The following is a 23877-nucleotide window of genomic DNA, read 5'->3' on the forward strand; positions in this document are numbered from 1 at the left end:
GCGCAGCCGCCGACACGGTCGAGAGCTGAACCGATACCGGAATCAGGCGGTGACGAGTTCCCGCTCGTGATCAGGCGTTTTGACCTTGGGCTTTCTGTTCGGAAGCGCGAGCCGGAAGACCTTGCGCCACGCGGAGAACACCTGCTTGGGCAGCGGGCCGGTGACGTACTCCAGCTCGTACTTCTCGAACAGCGCGCGCACCTGCACCGCGACTTCGGCGTACCGGTTGCTCGGCAGGTCCGGGAAGAGGTGGTGCTCGATCTGGTGCGAGAGGTTGCCGGTCATGAAGTGCATGGCCTTGCCCCCGCTGATGTTCGCCGAGCCCATCATCTGGCGCAGGTACCACTGGCCGCGTGTCTCGCCCTTGATCGACCGGCGCTCGAAGACCTGCACGCCCTCGGGGAAGTGCCCGCACATGATCACCGAGTGGGTCCAGATGTTACGGATCAGGTTCGCGGTGAACGTAGCAGCGAGCGTGGTGAGGAATGACGGGCCCGACAGCAGCGGGTGGATCACGTAGTCCTTGAGCACCTGCTTGCGGATCTTGCGGCCTACTGCCTTGGCTCGCGCGCGGAATTCAGGGTTCTTGCGGCGGCGCTTGGTGAGGTTCTTGCCGAGCTCCAGATCGTACGCTGCGATGCCGTACTCGAAGAAGCAGGCGTTGAGGAAGTTCCACAGCGGCTGGCCGAGGTGGAAGGGGTGCCACTTCTGGTCTTCGTCGACGCGCATGATGCCGTAGCCGAGGTCGTTGTCCTTACCGATCACGTTGGTGTACGTGTGGTGCAGCTCGTTGTGCGAGTGCTTCCACTGATCGGACGGTGAGACGTGATCCCACTCCCAGGTGGTGGAGTGGATCTTCGGGTCTCGCATCCAGTCCCACTGGCCGTGCAGGACGTTGTGGCCGATCTCCATGTTGTCCATGATCTTCGCCACGGACAGCCCGGCGGTGCCGAGCAGCCACGCGGGCGGGAAGATCGAGAACAGCAGCACGCCCCTGCTGACCAGTTCGAGCTTGCGCTGCGCCGAGATGACCTTACGGATGTAGGCGGCGTCCTTCTCGCCGCGGTCGGCGATCACCTCGTCGCGGATCGCGTCCAGCTCGCGGCCCAGCTCCTCGATCTGTTCCGCGGTCAGGTGGGCGGTGGGGTCGATGGCGGTCAAGGTGCTCCTACCGTTCGATGTCGCAGGGGCCCGCCGCGGCGGACACGCAGGTCTGAATGAGGACGCCCGGCTCGGCCTCGGTGATCTGGCCGGTGCGCAGGTCGCGGACGGCACCCGCCTTGAGTGGCGTGACGCAGCCGAAGCAGATGCCCATGCGGCACCCGGAGGGCATGAACACGTCGGCCTCCTCGCCGATGTCGAGCAACGGCGTGGCGCCGTCCGCGTCGACGGTCTTGCCGGTGGCGCTGAACGTGACCTCGCCGCCGCCGCCGCCGTCGCCGGCGACGACGATGCTGGGGCGGAAGCGTTCGGTGTGCAGGCGTTCTTGGACGCCGTGCCCGGTCCAGTGTTCTTCGGCGGCGTCGAGCATGCCTGCGGGCCCGCAGGCCCAGGTCTCGCGCTCGGCCCAGTCGGGCACGAGTTCGTCGAGACGGGAGATGTCGAGCTTGCCGTCCGTGTCGGTGTGCACCTCGGTGAGCCGCAGCTTCTTGCCCGCGACCAGATCGTGCAGTTCGTTGCGGAAGATCACGTCTTGCGGCTGTGGCGCGCAGTGGACCATGACGACGTCGTCGAACTCGGTGTCGCGCAGCATGCCCATGACGGGCGTGATGCCACTGCCGGCCGTCAGGTAGAGCACCTTGGCGGGCCTGACCCGCGGCAGCACGAAGTCACCGGTCGGCTGGTCGAGCTGGATCAGTGTGCCCGGTTTCGCCCTGCGGACCAGGTGGTTGCTGACCTTGCCGTCCGGGATCGCCTTCACGGTGATCGTGAGGCGGCCGTCCTGGCGATTCGTCGGCGAGGTGATGGAATAGGCACGCCACAGGCGCACCCCGTCGACGTCGACCCCGATCCGCACGTACTGACCGGCTGTGTGGCCGCGCCAGGCCCGGCCCGGCCTGATCACGACAGTCGCGGCGTCACCCGTCTCGGGGTGCACGGCCTCGATGCGCCCCCGTAGGTCAGCGCCCGTACGCAGCGGGCTGACCAGGTCGAGGTAGTCCGACGGCAGCAGCGGCGTCGTGACCATCTCCAGCAGTTTCCACGCCCTGCCGCGGAGGGCTGTACTCGTCATGACTCCAGCTTGCTGTGCCTCAAGGTGTAAAGTCCTGACCGCAGGACGTGAATCTGGTCGGCTGGATTGTTCGTAGGGAACAAAACGTGAGTCATGCAGTCCGGAGGGCCAGCGAACTGGCCCTGGATGAGACGACGGTCACCGCACTTCGGGCCGCGCTGAAGACCACCGCCGACGAGGTCGTCCAAGCGATCATCGACGAGGTCCCTTCCTATGCCAACGCCCTTTCGGGCCGCATGGGCGGCACCATCCGCCGAGCCGTCCGCACCGCCCTGGGGCACTACCTGGACCTCGCGAGCGGGAACGCCACAGGCGGCGATGGCGGTGACGCCGCCTACGAGCTGGGCCGCGGCGAGGTGCGCGACGGCCGTTCGATGGACGCCCTGCTCAGCGCCTACCGCGTCGGTGCCCGCGTGGCCTGGCGATGCCTGGCAGCGGGTGCCGTACCCGCAGGTCTGCCTGCCGCCGAGGTCGCCAAGTTCGCCGAGCTGACCTTCGCCTACATCGACGAGCTCTCCGCCGCGAGCGCCGCGGGTCATGCCGACGAACTGGCCGCCCGGGGCAGGGCCCACGAGCGCCACCTGGAACACCTGGCCCGAGACCTCCTCACCGGCGCCGGCCCGGACGTGCTGCTGGCCTCCTGTCAACGGGCCGGGTGGCAGCCTCCGGTTACGCTGACCGCCGTCCTGCTGCCCGCCGTCCAGGCCCGGCCTGCCTACCGCGCACTCGACCCGGGCACCCTCGTCCTCGACGATCTGCCGGATGCCACCGGTGTGCTGCTCGTCCCGGATGCCGACCGATCACATCTCTTGCGGCAGCTGACCGACCGCACCGCCGTGGTCGGCCCGGCGCGGCCATGGACTCGTGCGTCCGCCTCGTACGCACGAGCCGTACGCGCGCGTTCCCTCTCCCCTGATATTCGCGACACCGAGGACCACCTGCCCGAGCTGGTGCTGAGCGCCGACGTGGACGCGTTCGCAGACCTGCGTGCCCGGGCCCTCGCCCCGTTGCGAACTTTGCCTGCCGCGACCGCACAGCGGCTGGAGGAGACGTTGCGGGCATGGCTGCTGCACCAGGGCAGGCGGGACGAGGTGGCGGCGGCGTTGTTCGTCCATCCCCAGACAGTCCGCTACCGGATGGCGCAGCTACGGGAGCGGTTTCCGGATCTCGCATCGCCACACAGGGTCCTGGAACTGACGCTGGCGGTCGGTCTGCGAGACAGCTGACGCGCATTTCGACCAAGGCCCGGGGGAAGGCGGCATGAGCCGGCTGAGGCCGGGGGCGACGTGAAGACCGGACGAGGCCTCGGACAGTCCAGGCTGTCCTACGGGGCGCGCGGCAGGTAGCCGGACGACCGACCGGGCCGGCCTGGCACACCGCGCGACGCGGGGGATGATGGGAGGGAGCGACAAAACGTGAGGTCAGGAGCGCCCGTGGCAAAACAGGTTCATTGCCCCCGTGAGGACGTGGAGTTCGATTTCATCCTCGGAAGGAGCGGACTTCCGGTCCTCGCATACTTCACCGGGACATGGCCCAAGGCGATCGAGCCCTGCCGGGCGATGGACCTCGTCATGAGCGGCATCGCCGACGACTGCAGGGGCCGCCTGACGGTCGTCCGCGCCGACATCACACGATGCCCGTCGACAACCGAGCGATACGGGATCACCAAAGCCCCGTCCTACGTCCTGTTGAAGGAGCGAGAGGCGGTGGCGCACGGCACGGGGCCTACGACCATCACCGAGGTACGGAAGCTTCTGGACGGCCGCCTCTGAGCGGCGGCATGTGGCCGCAGCGCGCTCACATCTCGGCCATGGGGCCGCGCCGTCTACCCCGCGCTCGTGTCGTGTCCGACCTGCGACGTGACCCCGGAAAGCGCCGTGTCGCGCGTCGAGGACCCCGTCATCGATGGGCACCCGGCAGCTCTCGTGGACTCCAAGCCCTGTCGACACGGATTGGGTCTGTCAAACGAGCGAACGTTTTACAGTCCCGCTACCTCACCGCACGACGCCTGAACCGTGGATCGAAACCGGCGTGATCCCACGGCCTGGTGCTGCTTCGCAGACGAGGCGCCGGGGGCTGAACATCGGCACTGGCCGTAGCGGCACCGGTTCCAGCATGGACGGCTACTGCGGCCGCGAACCGCATCGCCCCCACGGGATACACGTATGGGGATCTGTGAGTAGCCGCGGGCCCTCGGGTTGACAGTGTCAGCGGTGGGTGGTCGGGTCAGGACCTGTTCTGACCTCTGGTCGTCGAGTTGGCGCGGAAGCTGTCCGGGAGCAGGCCTCCCTGGACTCCAGCCACGGTCTGCCACGTATCTATGACATCCGCCGTGGCGTGCGACAACCGCGTCGTGTCCCATCCGAACTGGGAGAACAGCCGCTGGAGGGTGCAAACCACGGCCAGTGGCGCTCCGCCGCATCGCAGTGCGGTGCTCTGGGCGTTGACTCCCATCTGGACTGCGGCATCGCCATGAAGGGGGTCCACCGGCTGGTCGATCTGCTCAATGAACATGCTGATCCCGTGCTGCTGTCCGTGAGCGACCGCTGAGCCCAGGCGCCAGAAGAGCTGGCCGAGCGCGGGATCGAACATCTGGGTTGCCAAGGTCGTGGTGGTGGGCAGCTTGGTGTCCAGGAACGGAGGCTGGTACCGGTCGCGTTCCCGGCGCACGTCGAAGCCGTGCGTACGCGCCGCTTGCACGATGCGCTGGATGCGCCCTTCGGCATGCGACTTGATCGCCGTGCGTTCGGTTCCGGTCTCCAGATGAGTCTGCTCCTTGAGGCTCTGGAGGCGAAGGTTCATATGACGGCGTACTCGTTCGCGTCCTCCGATGCCGGGCTCCAGGAGGAACCATGGTCCGGTCGCGATGTCGAGCATGGCCCGGGCAATGGTGTGCGTCGCCGTGATTCCTCCTGGAGACGTGATCAGGGTGCCCAGGCTCTCCATGTGGTCGAGAAGAACGAACACGGACGTCAAGGGAGTGATGTTGGCATCCCGGGCAGGCACGGCGCCCCACGCCCCGCCAAGAGAGTCACGCCCGCACTCCTCGCTCGCGGGCGACCCCGGAAGAAACCCGTGGCTTGCTTCGTAGGTCTCGTCGAACGCAGCGCGCAGCCCGTTCAACGAGCGGGCTAGTTCACCCCAGGCATCTCTTCCCATGCCGGATGACGATAGGGAGACCAAGTCGGTTTTGGAATATCGCTCACCCCGGCTCATGGAGAGTGTCTGCGGGCGTACGGGTACTCGCGCGTGCCTTTTTTTAGGACCTGCAGCCCCCCGGATGCACGGGCGCGCCTAACCAGCCAGCGACCCACCCACCTCTACGCACGACGACTTCGGACTCTTATTCGCGGCTCAGCCAGGCGGGTGACAGTGGCCGAGGCGGACTGCTATCCGGCGGACCGGTGGTCCACGATGGGTGCCGCCGCCGTCCCCGGCGGAGCATGTATCGACCGCGCCCGCGCCGGTGACCGGCGCGACCACAGCTGTTCCGAGGAGCCCCTTCCCATGCGTTCACGCATCATCGCCGTCGTGGCCGCAGCGGCTGCGGCCACTGCGGCCCTTGCACAACCCGCCCATGCCGCCCCAGTCGTCGACGGGGTGTACCGGTTCGCTGCTCTCCAGGACGGCAAGTGCCTGGTCTGGCCCAAAACGCACGCGAACATCGGCTCGGTCGGACTGGGCACCTGCACGGAAAGCGCGTCAACGTCGGCGCACTGGCAGGTACACAAGCGCCCCAACGGAACGATGGAAGTATCGACACCGGGCTCCAACCCCCGCACCTGCCTCGGCGTGAACACGGACTACAGGCTCAGGGTCAACGAACCCTGTGCCGACAAGTACGCCGAGTGGACCGTGACATCCGGCTCCGCCGGGCCCGGCAGCGTGGTGTGGGCCGACATCGAGCACACCCCCGCCGACGGATCCAACTCATGGGGAAAGGTCGTCGACATTCCCGAGGTAACCGGCCGTGTCGTGGTCAGGCGGGTCCCCATCGAACCCCACTACTGGGAACTGCAGCAGGTCAGCCAGTGACCGGAGACAGTGAAGCGACTCCGCGGCCTCACTCGCCACTCGGCCTGACCGGCGCGGGAGGCGCGCCTGCTCGACCGGGACCGGGGGGCGGTGACCGTGGGCAGGGCCTTCGCCCACAGGTGGAAGATCCGCTTGGTGTCCAGGACAAGGGCGTGGGCGCCCTGGTGGAGGCACTGGGCGGTCAGGGAGGGCAGCATGGTGGTGCTGCCGCCGCCGCTGGCGGTGCAGACCAGGACGTGCGGGGAAGCTGGTTATGCGGGACAACTGGGCGAGTCGGTGGACGGCCGCCTGGCAGATCAAAAACGGGTCGGAGGTCGTCTGGCCGGTCCGGGATCCGGGTTCGGTGCCGGTGTTGTTTCGAAGCCGGAGGCGGTTTCACGTGGAGGACGAAGCAGAAGCATCGTCCCGGGCTGGAGTTCCTGGTCTCGACTGGGTGGAAACGGCTTCGAATCCTTGGGGAGAGGGCGACCCTGCTCGCCCTCGACTTCATGACGGTGGTGGAGGTGCTTCCGCAGCCCTCGTCGACGCGGACCGGGCGGTGCCGGGACGTTCGGTAGGGTGCCGGGGTGCTGGCTGTCCGGTCGGTGCCTTCTGGGGGATGACGAGACGAGGACCATGCCGGAACAAGCGAGCCCGCCTGCGATAGCACCGAGCGCTCCCCTGCTCACATCGGTTGAGGCGGCGCGGATGGCGGCGGTGCGTCGTTACGACATCCTCGACACCCCACCGGACGGCGCCTACGACAGAGTCGCGGCGCTGGCGGCACGGTTGTTCGAGGTGCCTGTGGCGACGGTGACGATCGTGGACGAAGATCGGATCTGGTTCAAGGCCACGCACGGCCTGGAAGACGTCACCGAGATCGGCCGCGATCCGGGCCTGTGTGCCTCGGCGGTGCTGAGCGATGACACCACTCTCATCCCCGACACCTTGCTGGACCCGGTCGCCTGCTCCAACCCTCTGGTCGCCGGCCCGATGGGGGTGCGTTTCTACGCCGCCGCTCCGATCATCACCGCCGACGGGTACCGGCTGGGCACGGTCAACATCCTCGACACCCGCCCCCGTGAGATCAGCGAGGTCGAGGCGTCCACCCTCGGTGACCTGGCCGCGGTAGTGCGTGACCAGCTTGAATTGCGCCTATCGGCACTGAACGCGGTACGTGCCGAGCAGGAGCTCCGCAAGGTCGAGCAGGACAAGCGACAGGCGGAGGAAGAGGCCCGCCGGCGTGCGGAGCGGGACAGGGCGGCGATCGCCACGTTCGCATCGACCCTGCAGCGCACCCTGGTGCCCCCGGCGCTGCCCGCGGTACCGGGTCTGGAGCTGGCCTGCCATTACAAGACCGCCTCCCCGCAGGAAGTGGGCGGCGACTTCTACGACGTCTTCCCCGTAAGCGGGGGCCGGTGGGCTTTCTTCCTGGGCGACGTGTGCGGGAAAGGCGCTGAAGCCGCCTCGGTCACCTCACTGACCCGCTACACACTGCGGGCCGCAGCCCTCGTCGACGCGGACCCTACGGCTGCGCTGAAGGCACTGAACACGGCGCTCCTGCTGGACCCGGCAGTCGGTACCCGCTTCTGCACCGCCATCTTCGGCCTGCTGGACCCCACCGGGGACGGCGTTTTCACGGTCACACTGGCCACCGGCGGTCACCCGCCCGCCTACCACCTGCGCCCCACCGAGGACGGCAGGGTGCGGGTCCAAGCGGCCCGTGCAAAGGGCGGCATGCTGGTCGGCGCCTTCGCCGAAGCCGCCTTCGCCTCACACACCCTGCACCTGGCACCCGGCGAAGGACTGCTGCTGTACACCGACGGGCTCACCGAAGCCCGAACCGCCGACGGTGACATGCTCGCCGACACAGGCCTGACCGACTTCCTGGCCCAGCGGCCGGGACCGCTGAGCGCCGGCGTCCTGATCGACGACACCGTCGCGCTCCTGAACACCCTCCCCGACACCGAACGCGACGACGTAGCCCTGCTCGCCCTGTCCGTTCCCACCCCCGACGCCGCTCCCACAGGCATCACCACCACCGCTCACAGCGCCGCCGCCCCGACCGCCGACGTCTGCGTCGGGGAGAACCCACGCCCATGACCGACGCCTTCCACATCGACGTCCCGCACACCGACGGCACCCTGGCCGTGATCGCCCTGTCCGGCGAATTCGACGTCGCCACCGCACCCGCCGTACGAGCCCGCGCCCTGGACCTCATCGCGGCCGGACACCCCGACCTGGTCGCCGACCTGGCGGACGTCACCTTCTGCGACTCCTCCGGGCTGGGCACCCTCATCGGTATCTGGCGCTGCGCCAAGGACGCCAACGGCTCCCTGACCCTGGCAACCATCCCCGAACGGCTGGACCGCCTGCTCAGCGTCACCGGGATGGACGCCTTCGTGCCCGCCTACCCCTGCACCAGGACCGCGCTCCTGGCACGCCAGGACAACCGCTTCACCGCCTGAGAACCCCTCATCCGCACAACCGGCTCCAGCTGGTTCGTCTGGCACGGCACAGCGTCGGTCAAGCGCGCGAGAGCACGACCCAGCACGCGCCGCGACCTGCGTACTGATCGCGACGCCCGCTCGGCCGCTCTGTTCAGGGCACCGCACATCGGCGGGACGACTCCGGCCGAGCCGGTCCGGCGTAGGGGCAGATCTCGCGGCTACGGATCCGCCGGAGGCCCGCGTACGAACACCGAGTTGCCGTCAGCGTGGTCCGGGCTGGCTATGAGAGCGCCAGCACCTTGACCGTCCACCGCCTTCCGCTCAGCACGCTGGCCAGCGTCGCTGATGTTGCTATGAGGGTGTACCACAACTGAACCCGGCTGGTTCCCCAGCCGGGTTCAGCTTCCCGGGCAGTCGCCGGGACGATCTCTCACGTTCTGTGGGGGTGCTGGGCCGGGTGGTTACCAGTCTGCCTGGGCTTTGGTGTAGGCCGTGCGGCAGGCGGAGTCGGCGGCCGTGGTGGAGAGCTTGGTCATAACTTCCTTCCAAATCCTCTTGGCCGTTTCTTCCTGCGGCTTGTACTCAGCGGGGACCTCCGAGGCGTGGTTCTTGATCGTCGCGAGGGTGGCGACGGTCCACTTGTTGCATGCCGGGGCGGCGGCGTTGCGGTAGCGGTTGTCGAGCTCGGTTGCCACAGCGGCGCCGTTGAGGACGGCCCAGGTGTTCCAGGTCGCGCACGCGGACTCGGTGAGGAGGGCCTGGTCTTCCTCGCTCAGATTGGCCACGGCGTTCAGGGCGGCGTTCCACGGTTCGTCGGGAACGGTGTAGCGGGTGGTGGGGAACTTCTCCTTGGTCTTGAAGATCGCTTCCTGGCAGGCAGGCGGCAGCGGGGCTGCCTGCAGGCGGGAGGCGGCGGTCAGCTGCGAGGCGTCCACGGCGTGCTCGGGCGGGGTCTGCGCCTGGCTGGTCATGCTGAGGAAGGACACGCCGAGGGCAGCCGTCGAGACCACGCCGGCAGTGAGGAGGAGGGGCTTGAAGGTACGGCGGCTGGGTTTCATGGCGGCAGGCTCCTTTGTGAGTACGGCTGGGGAGGCATCGGCTTGACGCAGACCGCTGCTCGTTCGGAGAACTTCTGTGGAGCCTCGCAGGACACGAGAGATCACCTGACGAATGAGCGTTCGTCCGGGACCGTTCCTGTCGCACCGGGGATGGCGGCGCGAGTGGGACGAGTTTCTGTGGTCTGTTAGCCGCTTGTGCCGCGGTGCGCTTCTTGAGCGGGGACTGCAGGCTGCGAGGCAGGGACCGCGCCGTAGCGGCGGTGGCGATGGGTGTATTGGGTCATGGCCTCCCATAGGTCGCGGCGGTCGATGTCGGGCCAGAGTTTGTCGGTGAAGAGCAGTTCGGCGTAGGCGGTGTGCCAGGGCAGGAAGTTGGAGATGCGCTGTTCGCCGCCGGTGCGCCACAGGAGGTCGACGTCGGGCAGGTCCCCCAGGGGCAGATGGGAGCGAAGCAGGTGTTCCGACACCCTGGTGCCCTCGAGCTGTCCAGTGCGTGCGGCATCGGCCAGGGAGTCGGCGGCCTGAGTGAGTTCGCTGCGGCCGCCGTAGTTGAGGCAGAACGTCAGGTTGAGACCGGTGCGGTCTTGGGTGGCCTCTTCGTTGGTGTGCAGGAGGTCGACGAAGTCGCGGGGCAGGCCGTCGGGGAGCCCGGCCCAGCGGATCCGTACGTCGTAGCGCAGGAAGTCTCCGGACTCCAGCTGTTCCCGTGCGAACGTCAGCAGCTTGTCGATCTCCTGCGGCGGGCGCTTCTCCAAGTTCTCGGTGGACAGCAGGTACACGGTCAGGTGGGAGAGCCCAATTTCCAGCGCGCCGTGGACGACGTCGACGAGCATCTCCCCTCCGGTCTTGTGGCCGTGGCTGCGTGGGAGGCCGCGTGCGGTGGCCCAGCGGCCGTTGCCGTCCATGATGATCGCGACATGCCGCGGCATGTGCTCGGCCGGGAGAGCTGGTGGGCGGGCCCCATCGGCGTGCGGTTCGGGTGGTTGCAGGAGCTTGGGGGAAGCGGTCCGGGGAGCGGGGAGCACCGGGCGGGTCGGCGGGAGCGCGGTGCGTAGTTCGGGGAGGGGGAAGAGGCGCCAGGTGGTGGCTGCGAGGAGCCGGCCGGGGGCGGTGATGCGCAGGCGGGCGGCGAGGGGTGGGCGGGCGGCATGTTGCAGCAGGGTGGGTCCGGCTTTTTCGGCGGCGTGCAGGCGGGCGCGGTAGAGAGTGCAGCCTGTGCGCAGGACGACGGCGGGGCCGGGCGGCAGACCGGTCCACAGTCGCGGTTGGTCCAGCCAGGTATGGGCGGTGTCCAGGAGGTGGCTGATCAGCGCTTGGACGGCGGGGGTCCAGCGGCGTTGGAGGAGGTCTGTCTCACAGGTGCCGAAGCGGTGCAGTTCTTCTGCGGGAAGGGTGATGTCGCCACGGCTGAGGTCCTCGGCGAGGTCGGTCAGTGAGTCGGTGAGGAACAGGCCGTCGGACAGCCGCTGGTAGGCGTCCAGGCGGGTGAGGTGGAGAGGGATGTCGAGGCCGGCGTGTCGCAGCATCGTCAGGCACAGCAGCAGGAAGGGCACGTTGGTGTCCTTGCTGCGGGTCCGCCATTGCTGCCAGGTCGCCGCGGCGGGAGCGGTCCGCAGGGCGTCTTTCTCCAGGGCCGTGAAGGTGACGTCGAAGGCGTCGGTCTTCAGGTTCCAGCACCACATGGTGTGCACCAGCGCCTGGCGCACCGGGTCTTGGCTGGTGCCCAGCCGCAGGTCGGTGTCCAGGGCTTCGCGCCATGCCCGCAGCCGCTGAGAACCGTCGCCCTCGGTACTGTCGGCCAGGTCATCGGCAAGGGAATGCGCGGCGAAAAGGGCCCAGCATGCCGGACGCAGGGCAGGGGGCATCAGCTGCAGGCACCAGAACTCCTCGGCGCTGGTGGACCGCAGATGATCGTGGCACGCCTTGTACGCGGCTTTCAGCTGCGGGTCGTGGATTTCGGCCTGCGCGCAGTCGGCAGCGAACACGGTGCTCCTTGGATGGAGGACGGGGCCTGGCCGGTCACCGCGGACCGGGTGCGCCGACGGAAGGCGAGCAGGCTGAGGAGGGCCGCACCGGCGAACCAGACCAGCTGCACGCCCAGACAGCTCAGGAGAACGGAGTGGGAGAAGCCGGCGGCGGAGGCGGACTGCATGGCGCCGTAGGAGGGCAGCAGACGCACCAAGGCGGTGTCGGCTCCTTTGCTGGCGATGGGGTTCTGCAGTGCGAGGTCGATGACGCTGATCATCACGACGAGGAAGATGCCCTCCAGCTCACGGCGCACCACCGTGCCCAGGGCGACGCCCACGGCTCCGTAGGTCATGGCCGCGCTGAACAGCGAAACGGCCAGCAGCACGGGCTGGCGGGGCGACCAGTACGCCCACATGACCGCTGTGGCATAAAGACTGACGACGGCCGAGACCAGAACGAGGGAGGCGACCTTCGCCAGCAGCAGCTGGAGGCGGGGGTAGCCGGCCATGGCCAGACGCCGGTCGAAAGTTCCCGAGCTGAAGGTGGCCGAGAACATCGCGAACCCGACGATCAGCGTCACCGCGTTCAAAGCGCCGCTGATCTGAGTGAGCTCGTTGCCGCGGGCAACGAGGATCTCGCCAGTGGCCCAGAGCCTGAACGACACCCCCACGTCCACGATCATGAACTGTCCGAGCGAGATCCACAGGGGAACGAAAAGGAACACCAGCGCCACGGCGAACTGGTTACGCACATGCTCGATCAGCGTGAACCGCGTCGCGATGACAAACCGCACCAGGGAGGGGCTCACGACACCACCCCCGCCCCAGCGCACAGCACGCCTTCCTCCAGGCGCCACAAGACGTCCAGCCGGTCCACGTCGTAGGCAAGGTGCGAGACCACCAGCACGGACTGGCCGGCGGTACGCAACTGGACGGCCAGCTCCCAAAACCGCACATAGGTTTCCCAGTCGAAGCCCTGATAGGGCTCGTCCAGCAGCAGCACATCAGGATCGTGCATCAACGCGAGGGTCAGGTTGAGCTTCTGCCGGGTTCCCCCGCTGAGCGCCCCGACCCGTTCCTGCGCGTACTCGCGAAAGCTCAAGACCTCCATGATCTCCTCGGCCCGGCGCAGATCAGGGAGCGAGTACGCCGTCCTGAACAGCTCAAGGTGCTGGCGGACGGTGAACGCGTCATTGAGGACCACCTGCTGCGGGCAGTACCCGAACCGGCCCTCGTGCCGCACCACCCCCCGATCGGGCCGCAGCTCACCGGCCAAGATCTTCAGCAGCGTGGACTTCCCCGCACCGTTCTCCCCCACGATGCCGATCAGTGAACCCCGCGGTAGTTCCACATCCACGCCGCGCAACACCACCCGGCCACCGTAGGCATGATGAATACCTGCCACCTTCATCAACGCCCCCTATGGATCAGCCCGTTCCGCTACCAACAACGCCACAGGCAGGCAATGGTCACGCCCGGCAACAGTGCCAACAAGGCGCAGCCGAAAACTCCACGATCCACAGGAGCCACCAGGACCGACGCCTTGACCATCACCCCGCTCCCCAGCATCCGGACCGCCCCTTCCACGCACCGGCAGCAAGCCTTGGGCCCCGGGGCCATGTGTGGCAGGCCGGAGTCGAGTGGGCGCTGCTGTGGATCGAGAACACCGCCGACCAGCTGACCGAAGGCAGGGCGTCAGGGTGTGTCGCCGGAGGAGCGGAAGCGGCACACCACACCCGGGCCGCCCGGCGGGCGCGGCTCGCCGGGGAGCGGGTCGTACAGCGCCCGGCCGCCGGGCCACCGCCCCAGCTCGGTCGTCCGAGCGACGCCGTCCTCTATCTCCTCCGGCCGCCAGCCGGTGATGTCGAGCAGCGGTCCGTCCAGCGGCCCGCCGACCAGGACGGCGTACGTCTGGTGCGGGAGCGGGCCCGGGTTGGGGCGGTCGTGGTCTCGGCCGTACACCCGGCCGCGCAGCAGCTGCTCGTCATAGGCGTTCATCCGGCCAGCGTCCCAGCCACCGCCGACAGCGGAAGGCGAGCGGTGCCAGAAGTCCGGCCCCTCCCGCCGGGTGGGAGGGCTTGGCGGTTTCCTCCCGCCCGGCGGGCGTCAGGCGCAGGGCAGACGGTCGGGCACGGGCCAGTCGATGCGGACCCCGAGGCGGATCAGCGCGGTGATGCTGTCGACCTGGCAGGCGGGCGGCTGCTCCTGGGTGAAGCGGCGCAGCGCCCAGTGCACGCCGTCGTGCAGTTGGCCGTCGGTCAGCGTGGGCGCCTGCTCCTGGCGGTCGTCGAGCAGCTGCGCGGCACGGGCCGCGCGGGACAGCGCGGCGTCGGCGAGCGGTCCCTCGGCGAAGCCGTTGCGTACGTATAGGCCGGGCTCGATGAAGGTCATGGTGACGGTCCTTTCCGCCCGGCCCCGCTGGTCTCCCGGTTGGAGACGCGGTCGCGGGACCGAGCGGGCGGGACCGTAGAGCACCGAGTTCGTTAGCGTCGCGTTCTGCGTCTACCGGCGACGCCCGAACAGGCCGCGGCCCTTCTTCGCGTCCGCCTCGGCCGCCTCCCGCACCGCGGCCTCCTCTGCTTCGCGGCGCGCAGCGCGCTCAGCCTCCGCACGGTCGAAATCCTCCTTCCAGCACGGCCCGCACAGGTTGTCTCCAGTGCTTCGCCATGAGGTCTGGATGACCGACTGCCAGCGTTCGTCGGTGAACTTCGTCCCGCACCGGGTGCACACCGGCCGCTGCGCTTCCCGCTCCGCGGCCTTGCGTTCCGTCTGCTGCCGGCGGGACTGCTCTTCCTCCATGCGGTACAGCCGCTCGCCGTCCGGGTTGTCCAGGGTCTCGCTCAGCGTCTGCCACTCCTGACGCCCGAGCCTGGCTGCCCCGGTCGGGTCGGCGGTGATCCGCTCCAGCTTCGCGCCCGTTCAGGTGAGGCACTCACGGTTCTCGGCGCGTGACCCCGCATCCCAAATTCGAACGTTCGTACTATTCAGTTGTGGCCACGTACGCCTTCCCCCAAGACCTCGGCCCGCGCAGTGCCGGCCGGCTCGACTTTCATCGATCCGCGTCGGTGCCCATTCGCCGACGAAGATGCCCCATCGGTACCCCCGACTGCGGCCGCTCACCCCCGCCGACAATGCCACCGCCCTCGCCGCCCTCATTCCCGAAGCCGTACAGCTGGACCGCGACGCCGCACGCAAACGCGCCGAGCACTTCTGCTCACTGGACACCGTGGCCGACCAGTAGACCCAGCTATACGAGGAGCTCATCACGTGATCAGCTACTACATTCAGTACCAGGTGAGTGCGACGTCGGATGCTTGTATGAACAGTTCCGCCCTGGTGGAGCGTCGACGTGTGAAAGGTGACTCCCGTGACCCGAACGGTGCCGACGAAGCTCGGGAAGGGGTCGTGGGGCGCGGTACTGAAACGCACGTTGGGGGAGTTCAAGCGGGACGAGCTGACCGACCGGGCCGCGGCACTGACGTACTACGGCATCCTGGCCTTGTTCCCGGCCCTGCTGGTCCTGGTCTCCCTGCTCGGCATCGCGGGCAAGGAGACCACGCGGACCGTCCTGGACAACATGTAGAAGCTCGCCCCGGGAGCGGCGCGTGACGTCCTGACCAACGCGGTGACCCAGCTGCAGTCCAGCGGCGGGGCTGGCTGGGTGATGGCCATCGTGGGTCTGCTGGCCGCGCTGTGGTCCGCGTCCGGTTACGTCGCCGCGTTCATCCGGACCTCGAACGTCGTGTACGACGTGCCCGAGGGCCGCCCGGCCTGGAAGGTGCTCCCGGTCCGCGTAGGCCTGACGCTGGTACTGGTGGTTCTGGCTTGTGTCAGCGCGCTGATCGTCGTGCTCTCGGGCGGGATCGCGCGCCAGATCGGCACCGCTCTGGGCGTCGGCGACACGGCCATGACCGTCTGGTCGATCGCCAAGTGGCCCGTCCTGGTGTTGCTGGTGACCATCATGCTGGCGCTCCTTTACTGGGCGGCGCCGAACGCCAAGGGACGGGGCTTCAAGTTCGTGTCGCCGGGCAGCCTGCTGGCGCTGCTGATCTGGATGGTGGCGTCGGCGGCCTTCGCCTTCTACGTCGCCGACTTCGGTTGGTGTCACGGGCGTCCACGTACGGCTCCTCCGTCTGTGGTTGGCCGCCGATGACGGCCCGCTCACGGGCCATTTCCGCGTCGAGTTCCAGGCCGAGCAGGATCGCCAGGGCCGGACCACCACCGAGGAGCCGGCCCAAAGCTGGCTGACGAAGTGGAGAGCCGACGACGAGGCACGCCGCGCACGACCTCCAGAGCCGTGTGGTCGCACGGTTCCTCGGACAATCGGTCTCCACGCTCCGTTTACGGTGGTGCTTGAGCAGCGTTGGACTCACGCCTCCCTCGCCCTTTCCATGTGCTGTGTGAGGCTGAGGTAGCCGAACCCAGGGCCTGCTGGGTGTGATCGAGGGTGAAGCAAGTCCGTCGGGGGTCTTGTCGAAGGCGACGAGCAAGCGCCCGCTGGGGGAAGCCCCCCGGCCGGCAGCAAACTAACCAGTTACCCAGTCCTTCGCCCCGCCTGCTCAGCCTGATCTCACAGTTCGCGCGCCGCCCGCGTCATTTCGTTCTGACGTTCGATGTGGCAAGCAGGGCACGTCCCGGGGCATCGTATCCACACCGGCCAAACGGTGTAGGCCGCCGGGACGTTGCGGGGCATGCACATGAACAGCCCAGAAGCTCGCCGCAGCGACCTCCCGCGATGCTTCCGCTTACGGTGCCGCGGAGCACCTCTGGTACAGCCTGCACAGATGAGTTTGGCCCGCGCGCCTGCCACGGCGCCGCCTCAGAACAGCACTGCATTGCCGCCATGTCGCCGAATGAAGACGCAAAACGCTGGGGCGGATCAAGGGTGCCGCATCCGCACAGGGGACGCGGCACCCGAGTGCAACGCTCAGACCGTGGTGGGGAAGCGTTCCCAGACGCGGTGGGCGCCCAGCAGTTGGCTGACTTGCTCGAAAGTGTTCGTTGCCATGTCGCCCTGGATGACACCGGGTGCGCCGCTGGGAATGGCGGCGTCGGCCAGGATGGCGTCCGCGTCGGCCCAGGCGCCGATGGCCTTGCCGTGGCGGAAGGCTTCGTTGAGCAGGAGCAGCAGCCTGGGGTCGGTGGCGGTGGGTTGCGGGGCGCCTGCTTTGGCGTCGCGGGCTCCGTGGGCGTCCGCGCCGGCGGCGGGGGCGCCTGCCAGGATGATTGTGTCGAACTCGATCGAGCGTGCGGTGGCGAAGGTGCGCTGGACGGTGACCGGGTTGTCGTCGGTGCCGAGCGTGCCGCCGGCCGGAGCGATGACCAGGGGAACCATGTCCGCGTCCAGAGCTGCCTGTCGTACGGACCTGACGCCGTCGAGGTCTGCGTTCGCGTCGGCGACGATTCCGACGATCCGGCCGTCCAGCGGCCAGGTCTGGCCGATCTGGGAAAGGGCGGGGCTGGGGCCGGGGTCGGTGAGCCTGCTGTCCCCGGCGGGTGCGGGAAGGCCGAGCCCGGCGGCGACCTGTTCGCACAGCTCGCTGTCGATCTTGGCCAGGACGAGCAGGGCTCGTTCCTTGATCGCCTGCTCGTAGCATTTGCCGAGCTCGAAGGTGTAGGCGGCGATGATGTGCTCGCGCTCCGTGGGGGTCATGCTGAGCCAGAACAGGCGGGGCTGGCTGAAGTGGTCGTCGAAGGACGCCGGTGCTTTGCGTTCCTTGACGCTCGCGGCGACCGCAGCGGGCACCTCGACGAACGCGCCGGTGCTCTCGCCGGCGAGGAAGGGGCAGCCGCCGTCGAGGCTGTTGGGGCGGTAGGGGGCGACGCCGCGGTGGACGGCGGTCTGGTGCATGCCGTCGCGCAGCATGTCGTTGACGGGGGCGTGGGTGCGGTTGATCGGGAGCTGGCCGAAATTGGGGCCGCCGAGGCGGGTGAGCTGGGTGTCGAGGTAGGAGAAGAGGCGGCCCTGGAGCAGCGGGTCGTCGGTGACGTCGATGCCGGGGACCAGGTGGCCGAGGTGGAAGGCGACCTGCTCGGTCTCGGCGAAGTAGTTCGACGGGTTCGCATTGAGGGTGAGCAGCCCGATCGGCTGCACGGGGGCCAGCTCCTCGGGCACGATCTTCGTCGGGTCCAGCAGGTCGATCCCGGCGAAGTTCTGCTCCGGGGTGTCGGGGAAGGTCTGGATGCCCAGCTCCCACTGCGGGTACGCACCGGCCTCGATGGCGTCGGCGAGGTCCCGGCGGTGGAAGTCCGGATCGACGCCTGCTGCGATCTGTGCTTCCTCCCAGACCAGGGAGTGCACGCCCAGCTTGGGTTTCCAGTGGAACTTCACCAGCGTCGTTTCGCCCTGGGCGTTGACGAGGCGGAAGGTGTGGACGCCGAAGCCCTCCATCATCCGGTAGGAGCGCGGGATGCCCCGGTCGGACATGTTCCACAGCGTGTGGTGCGTGGCCTCGGTATGCAGGGTGACGAAGTCCCAGAACGTGTCGTGGGCGCTCTGCGCCTGCGGGATCTCCCGGTCCGGGTGCGGCTTCCCCGCGTGGATGATGTCGGGGAACTTGATCGCGTCCTGGATGAAGAACACCGGGATGTTGTTCCCGACCAGGTCGAAGACACCCTCCTCGGTGTAGAACTTCGTCGCGAACCCTCGGGTGTCACGCACCGTGTCGGCCGAACCCCGCGAACCGAGAACGGTGGAGAAGCGGACGAACACTGGGGTCTCGACATCCTTGGCCAGGAACGCCGCCTTGGACACGGCGGTAGCCGTGCCGTACGCCTGGAAGACCCCGTGGGCGGCCGCTCCGCGTGCATGTACGACGCGCTCGGGGATGCGCTCGTGGTCGAAGTGGGTGATCTTCTCCCGCAGGTGGTGGTCCTGCAGCAGCACCGGCCCCCGCGGGCCGGCCTTGAGCGAGTGGTCGGTGTCGTACAGCCGGGCACCCTGCGCGGTCGTCAAGTATGCACCGCTCTGCGCGACCCGCGCCTGTTCCGCACCGGTTGGCTGACCGGTGGGGCTCACGGTCTCCGGGCCGTGCTGGTCCGCCTTGGGCGGCAGCGGCTGGACCGGCTCGGTCGGCTCCTGTACCGGCGGGGACACCGGTCCCGGCTTGCCCGGCACACCGTCCTGCGGGCCGCTCTCCTCGCCGCGCAGCGCGTCCGCGATCTTCTCCGCCGCGGCCTTGATCGGATTCTGCTCGCTCACCATGCACTCCTTGAGTTCGTTCGCGTCTCTGGGTAAACCGGCCAGACATGTGTCGATCCGGCGGGCGGCTTGGGTGCACCTCTGCTGCGGGACGTCAGCCGTTGAGGCACAGGGGGCACGCGCCCGGGTTGGCGGGTCCAGACTCATTCGTGGGTGGTTCAGGCCCGGCGGGCCCGGACGACCACGAGCTCCTCCGTCGTTATCCCGGTCGGCACCAGGCTGTTTTCGCGAAGCCAACGGATGCGTGCGGTCATCACCGGGCCAAAGGGGGATAGACAGGCGGTCGCTCACGTCAACGGCGAGTCCCGCCTGCGTCAGCCGGCGCACGGTCTCGTCCGGGTGGCAGAGCGCGGAGTGGACTATCAGCAAGCGTCCTCCGGGCCGCAGGACACGGGGAGCCTGCTCACAGATACGGTTCAGCAGGATGCGGCCGTCACGTCCCGCGTCCCAGGCCCGGCAGGCTCCACGACGCGGCAGCTGCGTATCAGGGGCCGGGACGTAGGGCGGGTTGCTGACCACCACGTCGAACGAACCGGGGGGCAGCCCGGTGAGGAGGTCACCGCGGAGCACGGTGACGGGCACCCTGGCTGCCAGGGCGTTCAGCCGGGCGGAAACTGCCGCGCGGCGGCTGACGTCCACTGCCGTCACCCGTGCACCGAGCCGGGCGGCACCAAGGGCCAGGACACCGCTGCCGGTGCACACATCGAGGACGTCCATGCCCGGGCCGATCCCCTCGCGCCGCATGACGGCGCTGAGAAAGTAGCTGTCGGCCTGGGGAGCGTAGACGCCGAGCAGACGCCAGATCCTGCCCGCGGCAGAACGTTCCAGGTCGTGTGGCGTCTTGTTCTCGCGCGGAGTTGCCCAGGGCGTCGGCACTACCATCCGTCCTCTTCCCCCGAAGCTGCGGCTGTTGGCGGCACCTTGTCGCTGAGGTGTTGGAGTCGGGCTTCGATGAGAGTGCCGGTGATACGGATCGCGAACGCAGGCTGGGCTGCGGTGGCCGGCCCCGCAGTGTTCCAGCCGTCCGAAAGGCGGAAGGTGCTGCCGTGCCAGGGGCAGCGGATGCAGCCATCGGTCACCTCGCCCTCGGAAAGCGGGCCGCCCATGTGGCTGCACCGGTCGGCCAGCACGCGGACCGTCCCGGACGACTCGTGGACCACGATCACGGGCACCTCTCCCAGGCGGCCCCGCACGGGGGCCCCGACAGGAAAGTCAGCCAGGTCGCCGAGCGGATGCCAGCCGTCCCCGAGCAGCTCAGCAACGTGCTCGGCGTGATTGGCGCCCGATGCCTGCCGAAACGCCATGTGACCGCCGACCGCACCACCCACACTGACGGCCGCCAGGCCTGCCAAGCCCCACAAACGGCCGCGAGCGAACCGGCCGCGAGCCCGGGCGGCGAAAGACACTCCGTAGAACGCGACACCGACCGCATTCGACGCGGCGTGCACCAAGCCGACGCGCATCTGCGGGCGCCGTAGCTCCGCCCAGTCAGTCCAGCCGGCAGCAGCGGCAGGAAGTGCGGCCACCAGCCCGACCCCCACCAGCGTTCTGGCCGCCCGTTGCCGGCCAGGAACGAAGTCCAGGACCGCCGCCGACATCCAGCTGCCCAACGGCAACTGCACCATCAACGGATGCACCGGATGCCCCAGCCACCGGCCATGGAGAACATCCCGGCCCCGCCCCATGGGCACCGCCCGGACGACAGCCCGCGCCGCGTCGACCAGCCGGTCCGCACGCGCCGAATGCTCCACACGATCCATCGCGGTCAGAACGCGCCCCGGACCCGCAGAGGACGGCAGGACCGCACGAACAACATCAAGCACCCGACCCCGGGCCCTAGAGGTATCCATGCACCCCGTGTAACCCACCAGCACATAAAGGAAACAGCTCTATGTCCGCTCTCCCTCGGCTGCGAGACGCCCCACTAGCGGGGACGCGCACCGGGTCCGCCCAGCGAAACCTCTCCAGCCCGCAGGCTGATTCTCACCCTTTCGATCGCGCAGATGCCCCGGCTTCCTCCGAACGTGGCGGCACGCACAAACGCATCGGCAGGCCGCCACGCCATCGCGTGTCGCGGCTCGGCCAGGCGAGTGACAGCGGCCCACGCGGACTGCTGTCGGGCGGGCCGGTGGTCCAAGATTGGTGCCGCCGCCGCCCGGCGGAGCGTGCATCGACCGCGTCCGCGCCGGCGACCGGCGCGACCACAGCTGTTCCGAGGAGCCCCATCCCATGCGTTCACGCATCATCGCAGTCGTGGCCGCGGCGGCCGCAGCCACAGCGACCCTCGCACAACCCGCCCACGCCGCCCCGGTCGTCGACGGGGTGTACCGGTTCGCTGCTCTCCAGGACGGCAAGTGTCTGGTCTGGACCAAATCGCACGCAAGCATCGGCTCGGTCGGGCTGGGCGACTGCACCGAGAACGCGTCGACCTCGGCGAACTGGCAGGTACACAAGCGCCCCGACGGGACGATGGAAGTATCGACGCCGGGCTCGAACCCCCGCACCTGCCTGGGCGTGAACTCGGACCACAAAGTCAGGGTGAACGACTCCTGCTTCGACAAGTACGCCCAGTGGACCGTGTCCTTCGGCTCCGCCGGGCCCGGCAGCGTGGTGTGGGCCGACATCGAGCACACCCCCGCCGATGGATCCGACTCGTGGGGAAAGGTGGTCGACATTCCCGAGGTAACCGGCCGTGTCGAGGTGAGGCGGGTCCCCATTGAACCGCACTACTGGGAACTGCAGCAGGTCAGCCAGTGACCTGAGTTAGAGAATTGCTTTTGACGGGCCCACTCGCCGCATCCTGACGACGCTGGAGGCCAGGAAGGGACGCTCAGCGACCGCCAGCTGCAGTGGGAGCTCGTCGCGGCCGGGCTCACCGGGCACCTGCAACGCACCGCCGGCCCGGCCTTCGACGTCGAGGACCTCAAGGCCCCACCCGACAACGTGCTCGTCTTTTATGGGGCCGGCGGCATCGGCAAGACCACGTCCCGCACGCTGGAGGCCGCGCTCACCGGTGCTGAACAGCGGCCACAGAGGGGCGAACCCCCCTCGCCCGGCAGCGGATTCTGCCCGTACGGATCGACCTCGCACGCTCGGGCTGGCACCTCCTTCAAGAACCTGGTGCTGGCCGCCAGGGAGCGTTCATGAGGCGCGCCGGGAGAGGTCTCCGATCCCTTGGTCGAAGATGATCTCGGGTAGCCAGACGCGCGTCAGGAAACCCCAGCAAAGGGATCCTGCCCAGGAACAAGATCGGCACGGCGGGCCGCTTCCCGGTTGGGATGCTCTTGCCAAACTCCGAACCGCCACAGCAGACGCAGACGGAGCGCCTCCTCACATGCTGTCACCACAGGAAAGACCCGCTGAGGTGTGGCAGGCGCGCCCGGTTCAAGCCGCGGCCGCAGGACGATCGCCACCGCGCTCTGGGCCCGCCAGGACCAGAAAATGATCTTCTGGCTACGCAGGCGTTGTGGTTCGGCCAGGAGGGCCGGCATCTGCTTCTCGTACGCCATAGCGTCTGCGCGCGTTCCATCAGGACGTCGAACGCCTCATCCGGAACGCTTTGGCCTTGGTCCTGGGCGGCAGTACGGGCGTGCTGATCGGCCAGAGCGCGTACCAGCTTGTGGTGCTCCTGGCGCACTTCGTGTTCCGTCTGAACTTCGCCCACGACCTCGCAGCATAGAAAACGAGTGTCCAAGATCACGGGGAAACTTCCAAGGCCGGGTAGTTAGCGCGTTTTCGTTGGTCACGCAAGGGGTGTTGACGGGGCCTCGACGTGGAGCAACGGAGTTCGTTGGTACAGGCAGTCGTCCAAGACAGCTTGTCCCGCAAGGAGCTCCGTTGCCTGTTCATTGTGTCCCGTCGTCGGCGCTGACGACCATCACCCGGACGGAGTGACTGTGGCGCGGGCCGGTTCGCTCCCGGACATCTGGGGGAGCTGACGCCGGTCATGCCGTTCGAGCTGGTCGACGCGGTCTTGTCCGAGACCGGGACCGTGCAGCGGCGGTTGCGTGATCTGCCCTCGCGGGTCGGCGTCTATTTCCTCCTGGCGATGTGCCTGTTCCCTGAGGTCGGCTACCGGCTGGTCTGGGACAAACTGACCGCTGATCTGTCGGGGTTGCCAGTCGTCTGCCCGAGCACGAAAGCGCTACGTGATCTGCGCCGCAGAGTCGGCGGCGCACCGGTGCGGGCGTTGCTCGAGGTGCTCGCCGGGCCGTTGGCCCAGCCGACCACACCAGGGGTACGGTTCGGCCCGTACCGGACGGTGTCGTTCGACGGCTGCAGCTCGATCAAAGTGCCCGACAGCGAGCGCAACCGCGGCTGGCTGGGGCGGTGTGCGCACGGCGGCTATCCCCAGGTCGAGCTGATGACGCTCGTCGAGACCGGCACCCGGGCCGTGATCGGAGCGGCCTTCGGCCCCACCCGGGAGGGCGAAACCTCTTACGCCACCAGGCTGTTGCACCATCTGGGCCCCGAGATGCTGGTGTTGTGGGACCGGGGCTTCGACGCAACGACTTCCTCGCCGCCGTGCACTCCACCGGCGCGCAGGTCTTGGGCCGCATCAACCAACGCCGCCGCCCACCGGTTCTGAAGGCGCTCGCCGACTCCTCCTACCTCTCGGTCATCGGCGGCGTTCAGGTACGCAACATCGAGGCCCGGGTAAGCGTCCTCTGCACGGACGGCAGCGCCTTCGAAGGTTCCTACCGCCTGGCAACCACGCTGCTGGACGCCCGTCGCTACCCCGCCGACCGCCTCGTGCACCTGTATCACGAGCGCTGGGAGCACGAGAGCGCCTACTACGCGCTCCGCCACACCATCCTGCATGCACGGGTCCTACGCTCGCACGATCCGGTCGGCGTCGAGCAGGAGATGTGGGCCCTGCTCACCCTCTACCAGCTTGTGCGCCGCACCATGGTCGAGGCGGCGGAGTCCCGGCCGGGCACCGATCCCGACCGCT

21 protein-coding genes and 2 pseudogenes are annotated in these 23877 nt (G+C 68.4%); 9 read left to right on the plus strand and 14 right to left on the minus strand.

Annotation, left to right across the window (positions count from 1 at the left end):
• Positions 1–42 precede the first annotated feature (42 nt).
• On the minus strand, positions 43–1161 hold the full coding sequence (locus AMK21_RS10355) for a fatty acid desaturase family protein (RefSeq protein ID WP_073876449.1): 1119 nt from the start codon (positions 1159–1161) through the stop codon (positions 43–45).
• A 7-nt stretch (positions 1162–1168) separates the two neighbouring features.
• A complete protein-coding gene (locus AMK21_RS10360; protein ID WP_073876451.1) occupies positions 1169–2233 on the minus strand; it encodes a ferredoxin reductase in 1065 nt (354 codons plus the stop codon).
• 86 nt (positions 2234–2319) lie between these two features.
• Here AMK21_RS10360 and AMK21_RS10365 point away from each other — a divergent pair, with 86 nt between their 5' ends.
• Complete coding sequence (locus tag AMK21_RS10365) at positions 2320–3459, plus strand: PucR family transcriptional regulator (protein WP_073876453.1); 1140 nt, start codon at positions 2320–2322, stop codon at positions 3457–3459.
• A gap of 207 nt (positions 3460–3666) precedes the next feature.
• Positions 3667–4005: a thioredoxin family protein gene (locus AMK21_RS10370; protein ID WP_073876455.1), complete on the plus strand. Its 339-nt coding sequence runs from the start codon at positions 3667–3669 to the stop codon at positions 4003–4005.
• Between the two features lie 454 nt (positions 4006–4459).
• Here AMK21_RS10370 and AMK21_RS10380 read toward each other — a convergent pair whose 3' ends face one another.
• Entirely contained in the window at positions 4460–5209 is a 750-nt protein-coding gene (locus tag AMK21_RS10380) for a hypothetical protein (RefSeq protein ID WP_143194850.1), read from the minus strand.
• Positions 5210–5740: 531 nt separating this feature from the next.
• Here AMK21_RS10380 and AMK21_RS10385 point away from each other — a divergent pair.
• From AMK21_RS10385 to AMK21_RS10400, 3 genes are all read left to right on the plus strand, one after another.
• On the plus strand, positions 5741–6268 hold the full coding sequence (locus AMK21_RS10385) for a hypothetical protein (RefSeq protein WP_073876459.1): 528 nt from the start codon (positions 5741–5743) through the stop codon (positions 6266–6268).
• Between the two features lie 687 nt (positions 6269–6955).
• Positions 6956–8350: a PP2C family protein-serine/threonine phosphatase gene (locus AMK21_RS10395; protein WP_073876463.1), complete on the plus strand. Its 1395-nt coding sequence runs from the start codon at positions 6956–6958 to the stop codon at positions 8348–8350.
• Positions 8347–8715, plus strand: coding sequence for an STAS domain-containing protein (locus AMK21_RS10400; protein WP_073876465.1), 369 nt, complete (start codon positions 8347–8349; stop codon positions 8713–8715). Before AMK21_RS10395 ends, AMK21_RS10400 begins: the two co-directional genes overlap by 4 nt.
• Before the next feature lie 443 nt (positions 8716–9158).
• Here AMK21_RS10400 and AMK21_RS10405 read toward each other — a convergent pair whose 3' ends face one another.
• The 7 genes from AMK21_RS10405 to AMK21_RS33650 form a co-directional block, all read right to left on the minus strand.
• Positions 9159–9755 carry a hypothetical protein gene (locus AMK21_RS10405; RefSeq protein ID WP_079181125.1) on the minus strand — a complete coding sequence of 199 codons (597 nt, stop codon included), beginning with the start codon at positions 9753–9755 and terminating at the stop codon, positions 9159–9161.
• A 185-nt stretch (positions 9756–9940) separates the two neighbouring features.
• The gene (uppS, locus tag AMK21_RS10410) at positions 9941–11740 is read right to left on the minus strand and encodes a polyprenyl diphosphate synthase (protein ID WP_073876467.1); all 1800 of its coding nucleotides are present in this window, start codon (positions 11738–11740) and stop codon (positions 9941–9943) included.
• On the minus strand, positions 11692–12531 hold the full coding sequence (locus tag AMK21_RS10415; RefSeq protein ID WP_073876793.1) for a hypothetical protein: 840 nt from the start codon (positions 12529–12531) through the stop codon (positions 11692–11694). Before AMK21_RS10415 ends, uppS begins: the two co-directional genes overlap by 49 nt.
• Positions 12528–13133, minus strand: coding sequence for an ABC transporter ATP-binding protein (locus AMK21_RS10420; RefSeq protein ID WP_073876469.1), 606 nt, complete (start codon positions 13131–13133; stop codon positions 12528–12530). The genes AMK21_RS10415 and AMK21_RS10420 overlap by 4 nt, the downstream gene beginning before the upstream one ends.
• A gap of 284 nt (positions 13134–13417) precedes the next feature.
• Positions 13418–13720: a hypothetical protein gene (locus AMK21_RS10425; protein ID WP_073876472.1), complete on the minus strand. Its 303-nt coding sequence runs from the start codon at positions 13718–13720 to the stop codon at positions 13418–13420.
• A 108-nt stretch (positions 13721–13828) separates the two neighbouring features.
• Entirely contained in the window at positions 13829–14113 is a 285-nt protein-coding gene (locus AMK21_RS10430) for a hypothetical protein (RefSeq protein ID WP_073876474.1), read from the minus strand.
• Positions 14114–14224: 111 nt separating this feature from the next.
• Entirely contained in the window at positions 14225–14521 is a 297-nt protein-coding gene (locus tag AMK21_RS33650) for a hypothetical protein (RefSeq protein WP_234421883.1), read from the minus strand.
• Between the two features lie 286 nt (positions 14522–14807).
• On the opposite strand from AMK21_RS33650, the gene AMK21_RS35075 reads away from it, so the two are divergent.
• Together AMK21_RS35075 and AMK21_RS10440 are read left to right on the plus strand one after the other, a co-directional pair.
• Positions 14808–14963: a hypothetical protein gene (locus tag AMK21_RS35075; protein WP_158070713.1), complete on the plus strand. Its 156-nt coding sequence runs from the start codon at positions 14808–14810 to the stop codon at positions 14961–14963.
• A 117-nt stretch (positions 14964–15080) separates the two neighbouring features.
• Positions 15081–16137 (plus strand): annotated as a pseudogene (locus AMK21_RS10440) (YihY/virulence factor BrkB family protein).
• 512 nt (positions 16138–16649) lie between these two features.
• On the opposite strand, the gene AMK21_RS10450 reads toward AMK21_RS10440, so the two are convergent.
• From AMK21_RS10450 to AMK21_RS10460, 3 genes and pseudogenes are all read right to left on the minus strand, one after another.
• Positions 16650–18923, minus strand: a complete 2274-nt coding sequence (locus AMK21_RS10450; protein ID WP_073876795.1) for a catalase — start codon at positions 18921–18923, stop codon at positions 16650–16652.
• Positions 18924–19253: 330 nt separating this feature from the next.
• Positions 19254–19805 (minus strand): annotated as a pseudogene (locus AMK21_RS10455) (methyltransferase); the annotation flags it as partial.
• The gene (locus AMK21_RS10460; RefSeq protein ID WP_073876797.1) at positions 19799–20683 is read right to left on the minus strand and encodes a Rieske 2Fe-2S domain-containing protein; all 885 of its coding nucleotides are present in this window, start codon (positions 20681–20683) and stop codon (positions 19799–19801) included. The gene AMK21_RS10460 and the pseudogene AMK21_RS10455, both read right to left, overlap by 7 nt.
• A gap of 469 nt (positions 20684–21152) precedes the next feature.
• On the opposite strand from AMK21_RS10460, the gene AMK21_RS10465 reads away from it, so the two are divergent.
• Complete coding sequence (locus AMK21_RS10465; RefSeq protein WP_073876480.1) at positions 21153–21680, plus strand: hypothetical protein; 528 nt, start codon at positions 21153–21155, stop codon at positions 21678–21680.
• Positions 21681–22132: 452 nt separating this feature from the next.
• Here AMK21_RS10465 and AMK21_RS34810 read toward each other — a convergent pair whose 3' ends face one another.
• On the minus strand, positions 22133–22432 hold the full coding sequence (locus AMK21_RS34810; protein ID WP_143194851.1) for a hypothetical protein: 300 nt from the start codon (positions 22430–22432) through the stop codon (positions 22133–22135).
• Between the two features lie 437 nt (positions 22433–22869).
• Here AMK21_RS34810 and AMK21_RS34195 point away from each other — a divergent pair, with 437 nt between their 5' ends.
• On the plus strand, positions 22870–23511 hold the full coding sequence (locus AMK21_RS34195; protein ID WP_073876482.1) for a transposase domain-containing protein: 642 nt from the start codon (positions 22870–22872) through the stop codon (positions 23509–23511).
• The last annotated feature ends 366 nt before the right edge of the window (positions 23512–23877 follow it).

The sequence above is a fragment of the Streptomyces sp. CB00316 genome (assembly GCF_001905595.1).
Lineage (GTDB): Bacteria > Actinomycetota > Actinomycetes > Streptomycetales > Streptomycetaceae > Streptomyces.

What these genes read in the sequence shown, in the direction of transcription:
- AMK21_RS10360 (WP_073876451.1), bottom strand. Translation starts at nt 2,233, where the DNA reads ATGACGAGTACAGCCCTCCGCGGCAGGGCGTGGAAACTGCTGGAGATG.
- AMK21_RS10385 (WP_073876459.1), top strand. Translation starts at nt 5,741, where the DNA reads ATGCGTTCACGCATCATCGCCGTCGTGGCCGCAGCGGCTGCGGCCACT.
- AMK21_RS10395 (WP_073876463.1), top strand. Translation starts at nt 6,956, where the DNA reads ATGGCGGCGGTGCGTCGTTACGACATCCTCGACACCCCACCGGACGGC.
- AMK21_RS10400 (WP_073876465.1), top strand. Translation starts at nt 8,347, where the DNA reads ATGACCGACGCCTTCCACATCGACGTCCCGCACACCGACGGCACCCTG.
- AMK21_RS10405 (WP_079181125.1), bottom strand. Translation starts at nt 9,755, where the DNA reads ATGAAACCCAGCCGCCGTACCTTCAAGCCCCTCCTCCTCACTGCCGGC.
- AMK21_RS10420 (WP_073876469.1), bottom strand. Translation starts at nt 13,133, where the DNA reads ATGAAGGTGGCAGGTATTCATCATGCCTACGGTGGCCGGGTGGTGTTG.
- AMK21_RS10425 (WP_073876472.1), bottom strand. Translation starts at nt 13,720, where the DNA reads ATGAACGCCTATGACGAGCAGCTGCTGCGCGGCCGGGTGTACGGCCGA.
- AMK21_RS10430 (WP_073876474.1), bottom strand. Translation starts at nt 14,113, where the DNA reads ATGACCTTCATCGAGCCCGGCCTATACGTACGCAACGGCTTCGCCGAG.
- AMK21_RS33650 (WP_234421883.1), bottom strand. Translation starts at nt 14,521, where the DNA reads ATGGAGGAAGAGCAGTCCCGCCGGCAGCAGACGGAACGCAAGGCCGCG.
- AMK21_RS35075 (WP_158070713.1), top strand. Translation starts at nt 14,808, where the DNA reads ATGCCCCATCGGTACCCCCGACTGCGGCCGCTCACCCCCGCCGACAAT.
- AMK21_RS10460 (WP_073876797.1), bottom strand. Translation starts at nt 20,683, where the DNA reads ATGGATCGTGTGGAGCATTCGGCGCGTGCGGACCGGCTGGTCGACGCG.
- AMK21_RS10465 (WP_073876480.1), top strand. Translation starts at nt 21,153, where the DNA reads ATGCGTTCACGCATCATCGCAGTCGTGGCCGCGGCGGCCGCAGCCACA.
- AMK21_RS34810 (WP_143194851.1), bottom strand. Translation starts at nt 22,432, where the DNA reads ATGGCGTACGAGAAGCAGATGCCGGCCCTCCTGGCCGAACCACAACGC.
- AMK21_RS34195 (WP_073876482.1), top strand. Translation starts at nt 22,870, where the DNA reads ATGCCGTTCGAGCTGGTCGACGCGGTCTTGTCCGAGACCGGGACCGTG.